The 15,558-nt window shown below is 69.7% G+C and carries 17 protein-coding genes; 9 read left to right on the top strand and 8 right to left on the bottom strand.

Going from position 1 to position 15,558, the window contains the following annotated elements:
• The first annotated feature begins 54 nt into the window (after nt 1-54).
• The 5 genes from JF290_RS02970 (at nt 55) to JF290_RS02950 (ending at nt 3,896) form a co-directional block, all read left to right on the top strand.
• Nucleotides 55-942 (top strand): LysR family transcriptional regulator, encoded by an 888-nt coding sequence (locus tag JF290_RS02970; RefSeq protein ID WP_199023267.1) that lies wholly within the window; start codon nt 55-57, stop codon nt 940-942.
• 107 nt (nt 943-1,049) lie between these two features.
• Nucleotides 1,050-1,673, top strand: coding sequence for an NAD(P)H:quinone oxidoreductase (gene wrbA / locus JF290_RS02965; protein ID WP_199023266.1), 624 nt, complete (start codon nt 1,050-1,052; stop codon nt 1,671-1,673).
• Nucleotides 1,674-1,775: 102 nt separating this feature from the next.
• Nucleotides 1,776-2,675, top strand: coding sequence for an EamA family transporter (locus tag JF290_RS02960; RefSeq protein WP_199023265.1), 900 nt, complete (start codon nt 1,776-1,778; stop codon nt 2,673-2,675).
• A 26-nt stretch (nt 2,676-2,701) separates the two neighbouring features.
• The gene (locus JF290_RS02955; RefSeq protein WP_199023264.1) at nt 2,702-3,373 is read left to right on the top strand and encodes a DUF4386 domain-containing protein; all 672 of its coding nucleotides are present in this window, start codon (nt 2,702-2,704) and stop codon (nt 3,371-3,373) included.
• Between the two features lie 61 nt (nt 3,374-3,434).
• On the top strand, nt 3,435-3,896 hold the full coding sequence (locus JF290_RS02950; protein ID WP_199023263.1) for a VOC family protein: 462 nt from the start codon (nt 3,435-3,437) through the stop codon (nt 3,894-3,896).
• A gap of 98 nt (nt 3,897-3,994) precedes the next feature.
• Here JF290_RS02950 and JF290_RS02945 read toward each other — a convergent pair whose 3' ends face one another.
• From JF290_RS02945 to JF290_RS02935, 3 genes are all read right to left on the bottom strand, one after another.
• Nucleotides 3,995-5,530 (bottom strand): glutamate synthase-related protein, encoded by a 1,536-nt coding sequence (locus JF290_RS02945; protein WP_199023262.1) that lies wholly within the window; start codon nt 5,528-5,530, stop codon nt 3,995-3,997.
• 97 nt (nt 5,531-5,627) lie between these two features.
• Complete coding sequence (locus JF290_RS02940) at nt 5,628-6,791, bottom strand: MFS transporter (RefSeq protein WP_199023261.1); 1,164 nt, start codon at nt 6,789-6,791, stop codon at nt 5,628-5,630.
• A complete protein-coding gene (locus tag JF290_RS02935) occupies nt 6,791-7,198 on the bottom strand; it encodes an ester cyclase (RefSeq protein WP_425503909.1) in 408 nt (135 codons plus the stop codon). Before JF290_RS02935 ends, JF290_RS02940 begins: the two co-directional genes overlap by 1 nt.
• A gap of 187 nt (nt 7,199-7,385) precedes the next feature.
• Here JF290_RS02935 and JF290_RS02930 point away from each other — a divergent pair, with 187 nt between their 5' ends.
• The gene (locus tag JF290_RS02930; RefSeq protein ID WP_199023259.1) at nt 7,386-8,198 is read left to right on the top strand and encodes a LuxR C-terminal-related transcriptional regulator; all 813 of its coding nucleotides are present in this window, start codon (nt 7,386-7,388) and stop codon (nt 8,196-8,198) included.
• Nucleotides 8,199-8,256: 58 nt separating this feature from the next.
• On the opposite strand, the gene JF290_RS02925 is transcribed toward JF290_RS02930, so the two are convergent.
• From JF290_RS02925 to bcoG, 4 genes are all read right to left on the bottom strand, one after another.
• Complete coding sequence (locus JF290_RS02925) at nt 8,257-9,738, bottom strand: carnitine 3-dehydrogenase (protein WP_199023258.1); 1,482 nt, start codon at nt 9,736-9,738, stop codon at nt 8,257-8,259.
• A gap of 41 nt (nt 9,739-9,779) precedes the next feature.
• Nucleotides 9,780-10,223 carry a lipocalin/fatty-acid binding family protein gene (locus tag JF290_RS02920; protein WP_199023257.1) on the bottom strand — a complete coding sequence of 148 codons (444 nt, stop codon included), beginning with the start codon at nt 10,221-10,223 and terminating at the stop codon, nt 9,780-9,782.
• Nucleotides 10,224-10,378: 155 nt separating this feature from the next.
• Nucleotides 10,379-10,936: a lipocalin family protein gene (locus JF290_RS02915; protein ID WP_199023256.1), complete on the bottom strand. Its 558-nt coding sequence runs from the start codon at nt 10,934-10,936 to the stop codon at nt 10,379-10,381.
• A 74-nt stretch (nt 10,937-11,010) separates the two neighbouring features.
• On the bottom strand, nt 11,011-11,925 hold the full coding sequence (gene bcoG / locus JF290_RS02910; RefSeq protein ID WP_199023255.1) for a 3-dehydrocarnitine:acetyl-CoA trimethylamine transferase BcoG: 915 nt from the start codon (nt 11,923-11,925) through the stop codon (nt 11,011-11,013).
• Nucleotides 11,926-12,003: 78 nt separating this feature from the next.
• Here bcoG and JF290_RS02905 point away from each other — a divergent pair, with 78 nt between their 5' ends.
• Nucleotides 12,004-12,984, top strand: a complete 981-nt coding sequence (locus JF290_RS02905; protein ID WP_199023254.1) for a GlxA family transcriptional regulator — start codon at nt 12,004-12,006, stop codon at nt 12,982-12,984.
• 67 nt (nt 12,985-13,051) lie between these two features.
• On the opposite strand, the gene JF290_RS02900 is transcribed toward JF290_RS02905, so the two are convergent.
• A complete protein-coding gene (locus tag JF290_RS02900) occupies nt 13,052-14,098 on the bottom strand; it encodes an aldo/keto reductase (protein ID WP_199023253.1) in 1,047 nt (348 codons plus the stop codon).
• 115 nt (nt 14,099-14,213) lie between these two features.
• On the opposite strand from JF290_RS02900, the gene JF290_RS02895 reads away from it, so the two are divergent.
• Entirely contained in the window at nt 14,214-14,837 is a 624-nt protein-coding gene (locus JF290_RS02895) for an ImuA family protein (RefSeq protein WP_199023252.1), read from the top strand.
• An 84-nt stretch (nt 14,838-14,921) separates the two neighbouring features.
• Nucleotides 14,922-15,512, top strand: a complete 591-nt coding sequence (locus JF290_RS02890) for a YceI family protein (RefSeq protein ID WP_233155116.1) — start codon at nt 14,922-14,924, stop codon at nt 15,510-15,512.
• The last annotated feature ends 46 nt before the right edge of the window (nt 15,513-15,558 follow it).

Genomic DNA, 15,558 nt, shown 5'->3' with positions numbered 1-15,558 from the left:
TCGCGTTCAGCCCCGATCATGCACCCATCCGAGCCCGAGCGAGCGACGATCCGAATGGACAAGCTTTCCGTCATGCACGCCTTCCGCCGCATCGTCGAACGCGGCAGCTTCGCGCGCGCGGCCGAGGATCTCGGCGTTTCGCCCGCGCTGCTGAGCCGCGAGGTCAAGCTGCTCGAGGAAAGCCTCGGGACCACGCTCCTCACCCGCACGACGCGCGCCATGTCGCTGACCGACGCCGGGCGGCTCTACTATGACGAGGCCGCCGGCATCCTCGACGCGGTGACCCGGGCCGAAACGCGCATCCGCGACGGCGCCGGGGCGGTGCGCGGGCACCTGAAGGTCAACGCCTCCAGCTCGTTCGGGCAGACGGTCATCGCGCCGATCCTGCCGGAACTCCTCGCCGCCTATCCGGACCTGCGCCTCACGCTGTCGCTGGACGACCGGGTGGTGGACATGGTCGAGGGCGGCTTCGACGTGTCGATCCGCATCCGGCCCGCCATGCCGGACTCGGCGCTCGTGGCGCGCAAGATCGGGACCATGCGGCAGCGGATCTTCGCGGCGCCCGCCTATCTCGACACGGCCGGTGTTCCGCAGACGCCACAGGACATCGCCCGGCACCGGGTCATCGGCTTCCTGCTTGCGGACCATCTGACCACCTGGGCGCTGCACGGTCCCTCGGGGCACGCCACCCTCGATCTCGACCCGCCGGTGCGCGTGGGCAACAGCCTCGTGCTGCGCGACCTGCTCATCGCCGGCCAGGGCATCGGCACCCTGCCGGATTTCGTCTCGACCGCGCCCGAGGCCCGCGGCGAACTCGTGCGGGTCCTGCCCGACTGGGAGCTTCCCGCGCCTGACATCTTCGCCGTGACGGCCTCGCGGCTGGGCATGGACGCGAAGGTCACCGCGTTCCTCGACCACCTGTGCGCCGCGCTGCGCCCCTGACATTCTTCAACCGGCGTAAAGAATGAAGTGACAGCGGGCGGGTTATTCCGCCCCGGCCGATCCGCGATCTTCCAGGGCAACGCAACCCCAAGCCCCGAGAGGATCCCATGACCCGTGTTCTCGTTCTCTACTATTCCAGCTATGGCCATGTCCGCGCCCTCGCACAGGCCGAAGCCGACGGTGCGCGCAGCGTTCCCGGCACCCGCGTCGACCTGCGGCGCGTGCCCGAAACCGTGCCCGATGCGATCCGCCGCAAGGCCGGTTTCGCGGCGGACGACACGCCCGTCGCGACTCCGGCCGATCTGGAAGACTACGACGCCATCCTCTTCGGCACGCCCACGCTGTTCGGCATGATGGCCGGGCAGATGAAGTCCTTCCTCGACCAGGCCGGCGGGCTCTGGGCGCGGAACGCGCTGGTCGGCAAGGTGGCGGCGGTGTTCACCTCCACCGGCTCGCAGCATGGCGGGCACGAGGCGACTCTGCTGTCGACCCAGATCCCGCTGCAGCATTTCGGCATGCTGATCGTGGGCCTGCCCTACACCTTCGCCGGACAGACGACGGCCCAAGGCATCGTTGGCGGTGCCCCCTACGGCGCGGGCACGATCGCCGGGGCCGACGGCGCCCGCACCCCCACCGAAACCGACCTCGCCGGTGCGCGTTTCCAGGGCGCGCATGTCGCCCGGATCGCCGCGCGGCTGGCCGGCGCCGATCTGGCGCAGGCGGCGGCGTGAGGAGCGCCGCGCCTACCCGCGAGGCGGCACAGCGGCGCGGCGGTCTCCAAAGGACACCGCCCCACCATCTGCTATGATGAGCCCGAACGGGAGACATGTCCGATGTCACGCACCACCGATATCCTTCTCACCGCGCTCGCCCCGGCGGTCTGGGGCAGCACCTACCTGGTCACGACCGAGGCCCTTCCCGCCGGCTACCCGGTGACCGTCGCGGCGCTGCGCGCCCTGCCGGCCGGATTGCTGCTGCTGGCGCTGACGCGCTGCCTGCCGCCCCGCGCGTGGCTCGGGCGGGTGTTCCTGCTCGGCGGTTTCAACTTCGCGCTCTTCTGGACGCTGCTCTTCGTCGCCGCCTACCGGCTCCCCGGCGGGGTCGCGGCCACGCTGGGGGCGTTGCAGGCGATGATGGTGATCTTCATGGCGCGCGGCTGGCTCGGCACGCCGGTCCGGGCGGGCGCGGTCGCGGCCGCGGCGGCGGGGGTGACGGGCGTCGCACTCCTGCTCATCGGCCCCGAGGCCGCGCTCGACCCCGTGGGCGTCGCGGCCGGTCTCGGCGGTGCCGCGTCGATGGCGGCGGGTACGGTTCTCAGCCGGAAATGGCAGCCCCCCGTGTCGGCCCTCAGCTTCACCGCCTGGCAGCTGACGGCCGGCGGCCTGATCCTCCTGCCGCTCGCGCTGCTGGCCGAACCGCCGCTGCCGCCCCTGTCGCCCATCAACCTCGCCGGGCTCGCCTGGCTCGGCCTCATCGGCGCCGCGGCGACCTACGCGATCTGGTTCCGCGGCGTCGCCCGGATCGAACCCGGAGCCGTCTCGATGCTCGGCATGATGAGCCCGGTCACGGCGGTTCTGCTCGGCTGGGTGGTGCTGGGACAGGCCCTGTCCCCCGTGCAGATGCTTGGCGCGATCATCGTGCTCGGCGCCGTCTGGGCCGGACAGCGCGCGAATCGCCCACCTGCGAGCGACCTCGCCGCGCGTCCGGGTGCGACGCGGGCAGAGACCGCCTGACCCCTCGACGAAAAGGAATGGTCCAGATGCCTGAACTCGCAAACACCCCGGAGCTCGCGCGCAAGGCGCGGTTTGCCGGCCTGCTCTACCTCGTCATCATCACCGCGGGCCTCGGCGCCGAACTTGGCCTGCGCGCCCCCCTGATCGACCTCGACGATGCGGCCGGAACGGCGGCGGCGATCCTTGCGGCGCCGGGCCAGTTCCGCCTCGCGCTCGCCGCCGACCTCGTGATGGCGCTCAGCGACGCGGGGCTCGCGATCCTGCTCTACCTGATCTTTCGCCCCCTCGCCCCCGGCCTCGCGCTGTCCGCGATGGTATTCCGGCTGATCCAGACGGTGCTCATCGCCGCCAGCCTCCTGGCCATGCTCACCGCGTGGCTGCTGGTGACGCGCGCCGGTCACCTCGCGGATGCGCCCACGCTCGCGCTGGTGTTCCTCGACCTGCACGCCCATGGCTACGACCTTGGGCTCGTGTTCTTCGGCGTGGCCTGCCTGATGATGGGGGCGCTGGTCTGGCGCTCGGGCCTGTTCGCCAGGGTGTTCGGGGCCGGGCTGGGGATCGCCGGACTGGTCTATCTCACCGGCAGCGGCCTGCGGTTCTTCGCGCCCGTCCTCTCCCCGGCCTTCACGCCCGCCTACATGCTGCCGGTTCTTGCCGAAACCGCGTTCTGCATCCGGCTGCTGGCCCACCGGGCCTAGTTCCCGCACGGCCCGGCCCGCCGCCCGTTTCACGCCCTCAGGACAGATCACGAGAGGTTCCATGTCAGAAAGAGCTTTCACCGTCCGCGCCCTTGGCGAGATCGCCATCCGCTGCATCGATCTTGACGCGATGGTCGCGTTCTACCGCGACGTGATCGGACTCGCCCCGATGAACGATCCCGAGAACGGCCGGATCGTGTTCTTCCGCATCGCCGACGGGATCGGCGGCCATACCGCCGTGCTCGCCCTGTTCCGCCATGACATCGTGGCGGCGGGCCGCACCCCGGCCGCGGATCAGCCGCCCGTGACCGGCGCGGGCTCCTCGCTGCATCACCTCGCCCTCAGCCTGCCATGGGAGGAACAGGACGCGGTCATGGCGTGGTATGACACGCTGGGGCGCGACTACACGGTCGAAACCTTCGACTGGGTCGGCTGGCGCGGGGTCTTCACCCGCGACCCGGATGGCAACACGGTCGAGCTGGTGGCAAAGGACCCGGGCTGGGTCGCCCCGGCAGGCACCTGAGTGACCGCCCGGTGCCGCGCCGAACCAAAGGCGAAACGCGGCGGGCACCATGGAAAAACCGGCGACCGCGAGTCACCGGCCCGACCCGATCCCGGCCGTCAGCCCGAGACCCCGGCATAGCGGATCCCGCTCAGATCGGCGATGTCGCGCTTCCAGGTGGTGATGTCGGACTGGCGGAACTCCGACAGGCTGGCATGCCCGCAGGCGCGCGCCAGAACCTGCATCAGCTCCACGCTGGCCCCGAAATACCGCGCCAGGCGCTCCGCCCCGGCCTGCACGTCCAGCCGCTTGCGCAGCTCGGGCTTCTGCGTGGCGATGCCGGCGGGGCAGTTGTTGGTATGGCACATGCGCGCGGCCACGCAGCCCACCGCCTGGATCGCGGAATTGCTGACCGCGATCGCGTCGGCCCCCAGCGCCATTGCCTTGGCGAAATCCTCGGCCACCCGCAGCCCGCCGGTCACGACCAGCGTCACTTCGCGCCCCGCGCGCTTGTCCAGATGCCGCCGGGCGCGGGCCAGCGCCGGGATCGTCGGGACCGAGATATGATCGCGGAAGATCAGCGGCGCCGCCCCGGTGCCCCCGCCACGCCCGTCGAGGATGATGTAGTCGGCACTCGCCGCCAGCGCGAAATCGATGTCGTCCTCGATATGGTTCGCCGACAGCTTGAACCCGATCGGAATGCCACCGGACCGCTCCCGCACCGCCTCCGCCAGGATCTTGAAGTCCTCCGGACCGTCCAGATCGGGGAAGGTCGCCGGCGAGATCGCCGCCTCGCCCGGCTCCAGTCCGCGCACCTCGGCGATCCTGCCCTGCACCTTGTCGCCCGGCAGATGCCCGCCGGTCCCCGTCTTGGCCCCCTGGCCGCCCTTGAAATGGAACGCCTGCACCTTGGCGACAAGGTCGAGGTCCCAGCCGAACCGGGCCGAGGCGAGTTCATAGAAATACCGGCTGTTCTCGGCCTGCTCCTCGGGCAGCATCCCGCCTTCGCCCGAACAGATCCCGGTCCCGGCCAGTTCGGCGCCGCGCGCGAGCGAGATCTTCGCCTCCTCCGACAGCGCGCCGAGGCTCATGTCGGACACGAACAGCGGAATGTCGAGCCGCAGCGGCTTTTCCGCGCGCGGCCCGATGGTCGTGGCGGTCTGCACCTCGACCTCGTCCAGCAAGGGCTTGCGCGCCATCTGCGCCGCCAGGATCTGGATGTCGTCCCAATGCGGCAGATCCTTGCGCGGCACGCCCATCGCGGCGATTTCCCCGTGGTGACCCAGCTTGGACAGCCCGTCCCGCGCAAGCGCATGGATGCGCGCGACCGTCGGCTCTTCGGGGGTCGCGCTGGCCTTGGGCGCCTCCCCATCGCTCTCGGGCACCGGGTCGCCGACCTCGCAATCGCCCAACCCGGCATGGGTGCCGTCACAGAAGGGCGCATCGTCGGTGCCCTTGCACCGGCACAGGGTGGCCGAGCCGGATTTCTCGGCGGTGAACTTGAGCGGGGTCAACCCCGTGCCTTCGTGGCTGCCGTCACAGAAGGGCTGGTTCTGCGAGCGACCGCACCGGCACCAGAAATAGTCCTTGCCCTCCTCCAGGTCGACGGTGGTCGGGCTCTTGGCGGCGATGATGGGGGCGGAAGTCTCGGTCATGTCAGCTGCACCTCTCTTTCTGGCCCCTACAGCTAGCACGCCGAGTCCGCCCGTCGACCCATCGCCGCCCCGGGCACGGGCGCGCCGTCCGCCCGTCCTAGGCCAGCGCGACGGTCTGTCTGGCCTTGAGCACCCGGAACATCGCCGCTAACGGAAGAACCAGCGCGAACAGCGCCGCACCGAACAGGATGGCGCCGTCCGGCGCACCGGTCCTGTCAAATATCCAGCCGGCCACCGGCGGGCTCGCCGTCATGACGATGAAATAGACGGTGAAGAAGACCCCCATGCCGAAAGCCCGCCGTTCGGGCGCCACGGCCTGGCCCGCCAGCGCCATGATCACGCCCGCGGGCGCCATGCCGACCAGGCCGAACAGCAGGCTCGCCGCCAGCCCCGCACCCGGGCGGCCCAGCAGCATCAGCGCCAGGATCGCCCCCGCCATGCAGACAGCCAGAACGGTCTCCCTTCGTCCGAAACGATCGACGATCTGCCCGCAGGCGGCGCCCGACAGGATCATCAGCCAACTGCCGACACTGATCACCGAGGCGGCGGCCAGAAGGCCCATTCCCTGCGCCTCCAGCATGCTCGGGCCGAAACTCAGATAGACCACGTAGCCCGCGTTGAACGCGCCCCAGGCGATCCCGGCAAGGACGATCAAGCCCCATTCCCGCGGCAAGAGGCTCCCGACGCGGCCCGCGGCGACCGAGGGAAGGTCGTGCGGCGCGCGATAGAAGGTGAAGACCGCAAGCGACGCCACCGCACACCAGACCGAAGCGACCGCGAAGGGACCACGCCAGCCATGCGCCTCGGCCAGCCAGGTGTGCCCGACCTGCCCCATGGCGATGCCGAAGGGCCAGCTCATCACCAGGATGCTCATCGCGGTGGCGATCTCACGGCCCTCGAACCAGTCCGCGACCATCTTCGTGAAATAGAGCGAGGCGAACAGGAACCCGGCGCCCGACACGCCCCGGCCGATCCCGATACCGGCGGGATCGGCCGCCAACGCCGACACCGCGCCGCCCAGCGCCAGCGCCGCGAGGCCCAGCCCGGCCAGCACCCGGTCCGAGGCGTAGCGGCCGGCAAACCCGGCCGGCAGCGCAAGCAGCAGGCCCGGCGCCATGAACAGACCGATCATCCAACCGATCCGCGCGTTGTCCAGACCGAACGCATCCGACAGCGCGCCGCCGACTGCGCCCATGGTCTGGAACTGAAAGCCCAGACCGACGCGGGCGGCGAACAGCAGCGCCAGGATGCGCCAGCGCATCACGCCCAGCCCAGCTGGCGCAGCGCCTGCGCGTCGTTCCAGATCTTGGTCATGTGGGCGATGCGGTCGCCGTCGAACCGCATCACATAGGCATAGTCGGTTTGCACCGACCGGCCGGTCGGAGCGCCCGGCCCCCCGGCGCCGGTGTGGGTGCCGTGGAACACCGCCGCCGCAACCACCGTGCTCCGCGCGGGATCCACCGCGAAGGCCCGCAACTCGTACCGCCCGTCCGGGATCGGACCCAGCAGCCCCTTCATCCAGTCGGCGTAGCCCTCCAGCGTCACCGTCTCGGCCAGGGCATCCGCCTGGCAGGCAAAGCTCGCCGTGTCATGGCAATAGGGCTTGCAGGCGTCCCAGCCGCCCCCGGTCTCGCAGGCCTCGAAAAACGCCCGTGCGGTCTGTTCCATGTCCATCTGTCCGTCCTCCGTTTCAGATACGAACAGTCTGCCCGGCGCGCCCCGCCCGGCATATCCCGCACTTGCAGTAAATTGCGCCGCGCCCCTGCAGTATTCGTCTACTGCATCTGCGGGATTGCCTGATCGCGCCCGGTGCAACAGGATGGAAACACCCCCGACCGCAGGACGTGCCAGGCCCATGTCACCCGATCAACTTCTCAGTCCGCGCGAAATCGAGATCGCCACCGCCTATGCGCAGGGCGACACCTACCAGGCGATCGCGGCCCGGCTGGGCATCGCGCCGTCCACCGTGCGCTCGCATCTCGCCACGATCTACCGCAAGCTCGAGGTCTCCTCCAAGCTGGACCTGCACGCCCGGCTCGGCGGCGCCCAGCCCGGCACGGACATGCTGACAGACCACGCCGCCGTGATCTCGGAACTGGCGCTCAGCCTCGAGGACTCGCTGCGCCGCGAACAGGCGCTGGTCGAGGTGCTGCGCATCATCAGCCGGTCGCGCGGCGATATCGATGCGGTGATGTCGGCGATCCTCGGCTTTGCCCTCGAACTCTGCGAGGCAGAGTTCGGCATCCTCTTCGATCATCACGGCGACCGCCGCTTCTCCGCCAGCCATCTGCGGGGCATCCCGCCGGCGTTCCGCGACTGGCTGCAGACCAACGGGGTCTTCACGGCCAGCCCGCAAACCGGTCTGGGACGGCTGGTGGCGGGCCATGACGTCGTGAACATCTACGATGTCCGGGCCGAGGATCTGTTTCACACCGACGACCCGTTGCGCCACGCCACGGCCATCTTCGGCGGCGCACGTTCCTTCGTCGCCATTCCGATGATGTCGGGCGACACGCTGGTCGGCGCCTTCACGATCTACCGGCAGAATGTCCGGCCCTTCGGCACACAGGCCACCACGCTGGCGCAGACCTTTGCCGATCAAAGCGTCATCGCGCTGGACAACGCGCGGATGATCGAGACCTTGCGACAGAAGGCGACGCCGGCCTGAGCGACGCCGCCAGCGGTGCGGCGCGCGACATGCCCCAACGCCACGCGCGCCCGCAAGATCACGCCGGCCGGCGGATCGCGGCGCCCGCCCCTTCGGGCCAGGGCAGATCGGCCTGCGCCTCCGTCAGTCGCGCCAGCGCCGCCGCAATCGCGGCAGAGGGCGGCGCAGGGCGGCGCGTCGCCAGGCTCACATGCAGCAGGAAATGCTCGCCCGTGGCCAGCAGCGTGTCCCCGGCGGACATCCGGTGGAACAGGTGCAGCTTGCGTCCCTGTCCCAGCAGCAGCTGGGTCTCGATGCGGATGCGCGTCCCGGCATGCACCTCCGACAGGTGGCGGATATGGGTTTCCGCGGTGAAATAGCTGCCGCCCTCCGGGTCCGAGATATAGGCGCTGTCGCAGCCGATCAGCTCCATGAACCGGTCCGTCGCGCAGGCGAAGGCCTCGAGATAGCGGCTTTCGGTCATGTGGCCGTTATAGTCGGTCCAGTCCAGCGGCACCGCGCGCGCAAGCGTCGGGATCGGGCGGTCGATCCGCTCCAGGTCGTCGATCCGCGCCGCCAGCGCGCCGCCCGTCCTCAGAGTCGCGTCATGGGCATTCAGCACCGCGCCCGCGCCCCAGTCCTGCTGCTTGAGCGCCCGCATCATGCCGACGAGATTGGTGTCGCGGATCCGTTCCAGGTCCCGGATCGAATGGGCGCCCGACTGGGCATCCGACTGCTCGGTGATCAGGTCGACCAACTCGTCGGTGAATTCGGGCACGTCCATCAGCCGCGTCCAGGGCGAGGACAGGCAGGGGCCGAACTGGGCCATGAAATGGCGCATCCCCGCCTCGCCCCCGGCGACGCGATAGGTCTCGAACAGCCCCATCTGCGCCCATCGCAGGCCGAATCCCATGCGGATCGCCTCGTCGATCTCCTCGGTGGTGGCGATGCCGTCCCGCACCAGCCACAGCGCCTCGCGCCAGACCGCCTCGAGGAAACGGTCGGCGATATGGGCGTCGATCTCCTTGCGCACATGCAGCGGGAACAGCCCCAGTGCCTTCAGCGTCGTGCGGGCGGTCTCGATCATCTCGGGCCGATTGGCATCGGTCGTCACCAGCTCGATCAGCGGCAGCAGATAGACCGGGTTGAACGGATGCGTCACCACGATCTGCCCCGGACGCGCCGCCCCCTGCTGCAGGTCGCTGGGCTTGAAGCCCGAGGTCGAGGAGCCGATGATCGCCGCCTCCCCGCAGGCGGCCTGGATCGCGGCGAAGGTGGCGTGTTTCACTTCCAGCCGCTCGGGCACGCTCTCCTGGATCCAGTCCGCCCCCGCGACCGCATCGGCCACGTCGTCGTGAAAGCTCAGCCGGCCCTCCCCGGGCAGCGGCGCATCGCTCAGACCGGGCAACGCGCGGCGGGCGTTGTCCAGCACCTCGCCGATCTTGCGTTCGGCTTCGGGGTCCGGGTCGAACACCCGCACGTCCCACCCGTTCAGCAGGAACCGGGCCGCCCACCCGCCGCCGATGACGCCCCCGCCGATGATCGCTGCACTGCCTGTCATGTGGTCTGATCCTGTCCTGTGATGATGTTGGTGCGCAACGGTCAGTCCGGCGCGCTCAGCCGGGCGGTATCCCAGCCGTAGAATTCCATGATCTCGCGCGCCGCCTGCAAGCGGTCGGGCGCGCTCCCGGCGCTCCGGTCGAGGATGAAGCCCACGCGCCCGTCCCGCGCGCCGAGTGCGGCGGTGCGAAAGCCGGTGTCCACCCACATGACCTGCGCGCCGTCCCGCACGTTGACCGGCATCCGCGCGCCGGTGGCCAGGTCGACCAGCTCTCCCCGCGCCGCATCAAACCGCATCGGCCCGACGGGGCGGTCGCCGAACCGCGCCACCACCTGCCAGTCGCCGGCGAAGCGGACGGCCTCGAACCGGGTCGTCGCGCCCATCGGCGCAGCGGGGTCGCGGTAACTGCCGGCGGCACCGCATCCCGCCAGAACCGCCAGCAGCACCATCCGTCCGACCCAGGAGGCTGCACGCCGCGTATGCACGCGGTATGCACGCGGTCTGTACGCCTGGCACACCCCGTCCGGCGACCCGAATTGAGCCCGCCCGGCGCTCATGCCGGCGGCCGTTTCGCCAGGTCCGGCCAGTCACGCAGACCGGCCGACCCACCGATGATCGCGGCCTCGGGATTGCACATGCCCTAGTCTCCCGGTTGCTGCACCTTGATCAGCCGGCTGGTGTCATAGCCGTTGTCGGCCAGCACGCGCACCGCCGCGTCAAGGTCGTCCTGCGATATCTGCGGGCTGCGCGCCAGGATCCATCCGCTGGTTCCCCCCGGGTTACCCACCACCGAGATCGTGTGCGCGTCGTTCACCTCGAGCACCCAGTAATCGCCGTTCAGGAAAGGCAGGAACGATAGCGCCGGCACGAAGGACACTTCCAGCCTGCTCGGCGCGACCACCTCCGCCACGCCCTCCGCCGTCTTGACCGGCCCGTCGAGCGTCTCCTCCCGGCAGGTGTTCAGCACCCGGATCTTGCCATCGTCGCGCAGCGCGTATTCCGCGGTGACGCCGACGCATCCCTCTTCGAACGAGACAGGGAAGCGGGCGATCTCGTACCACTTGCCCAGATAGGCATCCAGGTCGAGCCCGTTGTCCACCGTCATCGCGACCGAGGTGTCGCGATAGCTTTCGGCCAGAGCCGGGCCCGTCAGGCCCAGCGCCACAGCGGCAGCGGCGGTCAGAAGTGCAGGTTTCATGGGAGAGGGTCCTTTCGTTGGGAATACGTGACTGACGCCAACGCCCATGCGCCCCGTTGCGTTCCGCTTCCGGCTCAGAGCGCCTTGGGCGCCCGCTTCGTCAGGCCCAGCCGGTCACGCACCTCGGCCGGTCCGATGACCCGCGCACCCATGTTCTCGATGATCGTGCCGGCGCGTTCGACCAGCTGCCAGTTCTCGGCCAGCACCCCCTTGTCGAGCCACAGGTTGTCCTCCAGCCCCACGCGCACATGGCCACCCGCCAGGACCGAGGCCGCCACATAGGCCATCTGGTTGCGCCCCAGCGAAAAGGCCGAAAAGGTCCAGTCGGAGGGCACGTTGTTGACCATCGCCATGAAGGTGTTCAGATCGTCCGGCGCCCCCCAGGGCACCCCCATGCACAGCTGCACCAGCGCCGGCGCCTCCAGAACGCCATCCGCAACCAGTTGTTTCGCATACCACAAATGGCCCGTGTCAAAGGCCTCGATCTCGGGCTTCACGCCCAGTTCGGTCATCATCCGTCCCATCGCCACCAGCATCCCCGGCGTGTTGGTCATGACGTAATCCGCTTCGGCGAAGTTCATCGTGCCGCAATCCAGCGTGCAGATCTCCGGGCGGCATTCGGCGACATGCGCGACCCGCTCGGCCGCGCCGATCATGTCGGTGCCCTCGATCAGCGGCAGCGGGCTGTCGGTCGAGCCGAACACCATGTCCCCGCCCATCCCGGCGGTCAGGTTCAGCACCACGTCGGTCTCGGAGTCGCGGATGCGCTCGGTGACCTCGCGATACAGCTTCGGATCGCGCGAGGGCGCACCGCTCTCCGGATCGCGCACGTGGCAATGCACCACGGCCGCGCCGGCCTTGGCGGCGGCGATGGCGCTCTCGGCGATCTGCGCCGGGCTGCGCGGCACATGCGGGCTGCGGTCCTGCGTGCTGCCCGATCCGGTCACGGCGCAGGTGATGAAGACCTCTTTGTTCATGTCCAATGGCATCGTCCGCTCCTTCTGTCTGGCCGGCGGAGCATGGCGCGGCTTGGCAGGGTTTACTTTGCTTTCTATGCTTTTCACTTGATGGAATCCGAAAAAAACATTCTGCAGCCGTCGACCCGGCCGCTCCACGTCGCCGTGCTGGTGCTGGACGACAGCAACACGCTCAGCTTCGCCGCGGCGGTTGACCCGTTGCGCGCGGCAAACCGGATGGCGGGGCGCAAGCTGTTCGTCTGGCAGTTCGTCACCGCGGGCGGGACTCCGGCGCGTCTGACCAGCGGCATCGACGTGCCGGGCACCGCGCTTCGCCGGCTCGACCGTTGCGACCTGCTGATCGTGATCGCGGGGTTCCGGCTCGCCGATCACGCCACCCCCGCGCTGCGCGCCAGCCTGCGCCGGATCGCCGCCACAGGGGCCACGCTGGCCGGGATCGACGGCGGCCCCTGGCTGCTGGCCGAGGCCGGCGTGCTGGACGGCTATCGTGCGACCACCCACTGGGAGGATCTCGAGAGCTTCGCCTCCCGCTTTCCGGCCGTCACCCCGCTGCGCGACCGCTTCCACATCGACCGGGGCCGGATGACCTGCGGCGGCGCGGCGCCGGCGATCGACATGATGATGCAGCTGATCGCCCGGCGGTGCGGTGCGGCCCTCGCAGCACGCGTGGCCGGCGCCTTCATCCTCGATACGATTTCAGGGTCCGATCGCGCGCAACTGCGCAGCGGCGGCTCGCCGGCACACTCCCCGCTGACCGCCCGCGCCCATGCGCTGATGGAACAGACGCTGGACGAACCGCTCCCGCTGCCCGAACTGGCGCGCCGGGCCGGCAGCAGCCCGCGCGCGCTGCAAGCGCAGTTCCGCGCACGGCTCTCCACAACGCCCCAGGCTCATTACCTCGCCCTGCGCCTTGCCGAAGCGCATCGGCGCGTGACCGACACCGACCAGCCGGTGCTCGATATCGCCCTCGCGACGGGGTTTTCCTCGGACGCCAGCTTTTCGCGCGCCTTCCGTGCCGCCTTCGGCCAGTCCGCCCGCACCCTGCGCAAGGCAAGGACGAGGCCCGTCTGAGCGCGCTGCAGAGAGTCGGGGCGACAAATCTCCGGATCGCATCCCCGCGTCCGCGATCAGGACAGCGTCAGTACGGCATCGGATGCGCGCGATGCGCCTTGTCGATCTCCGCCAGGACCTCTTCGCCCAGCACCACATCGACCGAGGCCAACGCATGCTCCAACTGGTCCATATGCGTCGCTCCGAAAATTGCCGAGGCCATGAAGGGCCGGGTCCGGCACCAGGCCAGCGCCATGTGAACCGGATCGATCCCATGCCGCGCCGCGATGTCGAGATAGGCATCGACCGCGGCGTGGACCCTGTCGGTTTCACGTCCGCCAAGCCCGGGGTTCAGCGACTTGCGCGATCCGTCCGGCACCGCCCCGTTCTGGTACTTGCCGCTCAGCAAACCGGTTCCCAGCGGCGAGAAGGCCAGCAGGCCGACCTCCTCGTTGACGCTCAACTCGGCGAGGTCCGTGTCGTAGAGCCGGCACAGCAGCGAATACTCGTTCTGGATCGACACCACGCGGGGCCAGCCCCGGTCCTCGGCCAGCCGCAGCCATTGCGCGGTGCCCCAGGCGCTTTCGTTGCTCAGGCCGAAATGGCGGATGTTGCCCTTGTCCACCTGCGCCTGCAACGCCTCCAGGCACTCCTCCATGTTGGCCAGCGTCGCCGCGCGGTCCTGCCCCGTGGGGTCAAAGGTCCAATTCTTGCGGAACATGTAGCTGCCCCGGTTGGGCCAGTGAAACTGGTAGAGATCGATGTAGTCGGTCTGCAACCGCCGCAGCGAGCCCTCGACCGTGCCCGGAATGGTCTCGGCCGTGATCGGCGCGCCGTCGCGCACCGCCGCCAGCCCCTCGCCCGAGTGCTTGGTCGCCAGGAGGTAGTCGCCGCGCCGCGCGGGGTTGGCCGCGTTCCAGGTGCCGATGATCTCCTCGGTGCGCCCTATGGTCTCCTTGCTGACCGGGTTGACCGGGTACATCTCCGCCGTATCGACCAGGTTGATCCCGGCCGCCAGGGCCCGGTCGATCTGCGCATGGCCCTCGGCCTCGGAGGTCTGGGTGCCGAAAGTCATGGTGCCGAGGCACAATTCCGAAACGGTCAGGCCGGTGCGGCCCAGCGGATTCATCTGCATCTGTCTTGTCCCTGTTCTGCGTGGCGCAGACCCTAGCGCCTGTCCCGGTGGGGGCAATTGGAAAATCCGGCCTGCAATATTGCGAACAAACAGCGAACGATCTACTCTTTCGCCCATGACGACTCATCTGCTCTCCCGCCGTTCGGCCCCGGCCCGCCCCGAACTCCAGCTGCATTCGGGCCTCACCCTGGCGCTGGCGCGGGTGCACGAGGCCTGCGGGGCCGCGCGGCGCAGCTTCGCGCTCTGGCTGGCCAGCCGAACGCAAGGGCCCGTTCTGTGGATTGCCCCTGCCTGGCAGGCCGACATGCTGAACCCGGACGGCGTGTTCGCCTTCATCGACCCCGCGCGGCTGCTCTTCGTGTCGCCCACCCGCGCCGAGGACCTGCTGTGGGCCGCCGAGGAATCCCTGCGCGCCGGGGCCGTGGCCCTGGTCGTTGCCGATCTGCCCGGGGCACCGGGGCTGACGGCCGTTCGGCGCATGCATCTCGCGGCCGAAACCGGGGCGGCGGAAGGCGCCCGCACCCCGCTCGGCCTGCTGCTGACGCCCGGTGACGGCGGCGCGCAGGGCATCGAAACCCGCTGGCACATGGCCCCGGCCCATACCGGCAGCGTCCCGCGCTGGCGGCTGGCGCGCCGCCGCGCCCGCAGCCAGCCGCCGCAGGACTGGATCGTGACCCGGCCCTGCGCCACCGACGCGGACGACCACCCCGGATGGTCGGTGACACCCACCACCGACTGACATTGCCCGTAGCGGCGCGCGCGATAGATTGACGGTATGAACCAGTCGCGCGACCAGGTTACCGGAGAGCCGCGGATGAGACCCATGACACGTCGGACGGCCCTTGCCACCCTTGGCGCCGCCGCGCTCTGCCCCCTTGCGGCCGCGGCGACGGAGCGGCGCTACGTGCTCGACAAGGCCGCCTCCAGCGTCGGCTTCCGCTTCTTCGTCAACGGGATCGCACAGGCCGGCACCATGCCGGTGAGCGCGGCGGACATCCTGATCGACCCCGACCGGCCGGCCGCATCCCGCGTCGATGTCACCCTGGACGTGACCGGCGCGCGCACCGCGCTACCCCTCGCGACGCAAGCAATGATCGGGCCGGACGTACTGCACGCGGCCCGCTTCCCGGTGATCCGCTTCTCCTCCACCTCGATCCGATTGTCCGCCGAGGGGCGCCTGTCCGGCGGTGCGACCGTCACCGGCGCGCTGACCCTGCGCGGCTTGACCCTTCCGATCACGCTGAATGCCAATGTCTTTCGCGCGCGCGGCAGCGGCCCGAATGACCTGAGCACCCTGACCGTGCGCCTCGACGGGGCGATCAGCCGGGCGGCCTTCGGCGCCTCGGGATTTCCCGGCTTCGTTGGCGACGCGGTAGAACTCGACATCACAGCCGTGATCCGCAGCGCGACCTGAGCGCGGCCAAAAACGACACAAGGCTGTCGAAAAACCTCAAGCCTGC

The organism is Sedimentitalea arenosa (assembly GCF_016428585.1).
GTDB classification, from domain to species: domain Bacteria; phylum Pseudomonadota; class Alphaproteobacteria; order Rhodobacterales; family Rhodobacteraceae; genus Sedimentitalea; species Sedimentitalea arenosa.
The sequence above is the reverse complement of the archived record's forward strand: the minus strand, read 5'-3'. Positions and strand labels throughout refer to the sequence as shown.

Excerpts from the sequence above, each read along its gene's own strand:
- JF290_RS02890 (WP_233155116.1), top strand. The coding sequence starts at position 14,922 with ATGACACGTCGGACGGCCCTTGCCACCCTTGGCGCCGCCGCGCTCTGC.
- JF290_RS02915 (WP_199023256.1), bottom strand. The coding sequence starts at position 10,936 with ATGAAACCTGCACTTCTGACCGCCGCTGCCGCTGTGGCGCTGGGCCTG.
- JF290_RS02900 (WP_199023253.1), bottom strand. The coding sequence starts at position 14,098 with ATGCAGATGAATCCGCTGGGCCGCACCGGCCTGACCGTTTCGGAATTG.
- wrbA (WP_199023266.1), top strand. The coding sequence starts at position 1,050 with ATGACCCGTGTTCTCGTTCTCTACTATTCCAGCTATGGCCATGTCCGC.
- JF290_RS02950 (WP_199023263.1), top strand. The coding sequence starts at position 3,435 with ATGTCAGAAAGAGCTTTCACCGTCCGCGCCCTTGGCGAGATCGCCATC.
- JF290_RS02925 (WP_199023258.1), bottom strand. The coding sequence starts at position 9,738 with ATGACAGGCAGTGCAGCGATCATCGGCGGGGGCGTCATCGGCGGCGGG.
- JF290_RS02895 (WP_199023252.1), top strand. The coding sequence starts at position 14,214 with ATGACGACTCATCTGCTCTCCCGCCGTTCGGCCCCGGCCCGCCCCGAA.
- JF290_RS02905 (WP_199023254.1), top strand. The coding sequence starts at position 12,004 with ATGGAATCCGAAAAAAACATTCTGCAGCCGTCGACCCGGCCGCTCCAC.
- JF290_RS02945 (WP_199023262.1), bottom strand. The coding sequence starts at position 5,530 with ATGACCGAGACTTCCGCCCCCATCATCGCCGCCAAGAGCCCGACCACC.
- JF290_RS02955 (WP_199023264.1), top strand. The coding sequence starts at position 2,702 with ATGCCTGAACTCGCAAACACCCCGGAGCTCGCGCGCAAGGCGCGGTTT.
- JF290_RS02935 (WP_425503909.1), bottom strand. The coding sequence starts at position 7,198 with ATGGAACAGACCGCACGGGCGTTTTTCGAGGCCTGCGAGACCGGGGGC.
- JF290_RS02930 (WP_199023259.1), top strand. The coding sequence starts at position 7,386 with ATGTCACCCGATCAACTTCTCAGTCCGCGCGAAATCGAGATCGCCACC.
- JF290_RS02940 (WP_199023261.1), bottom strand. The coding sequence starts at position 6,791 with ATGCGCTGGCGCATCCTGGCGCTGCTGTTCGCCGCCCGCGTCGGTCTG.
- JF290_RS02970 (WP_199023267.1), top strand. The coding sequence starts at position 55 with ATGGACAAGCTTTCCGTCATGCACGCCTTCCGCCGCATCGTCGAACGC.
- bcoG (WP_199023255.1), bottom strand. The coding sequence starts at position 11,925 with ATGCCATTGGACATGAACAAAGAGGTCTTCATCACCTGCGCCGTGACC.
- JF290_RS02960 (WP_199023265.1), top strand. The coding sequence starts at position 1,776 with ATGTCACGCACCACCGATATCCTTCTCACCGCGCTCGCCCCGGCGGTC.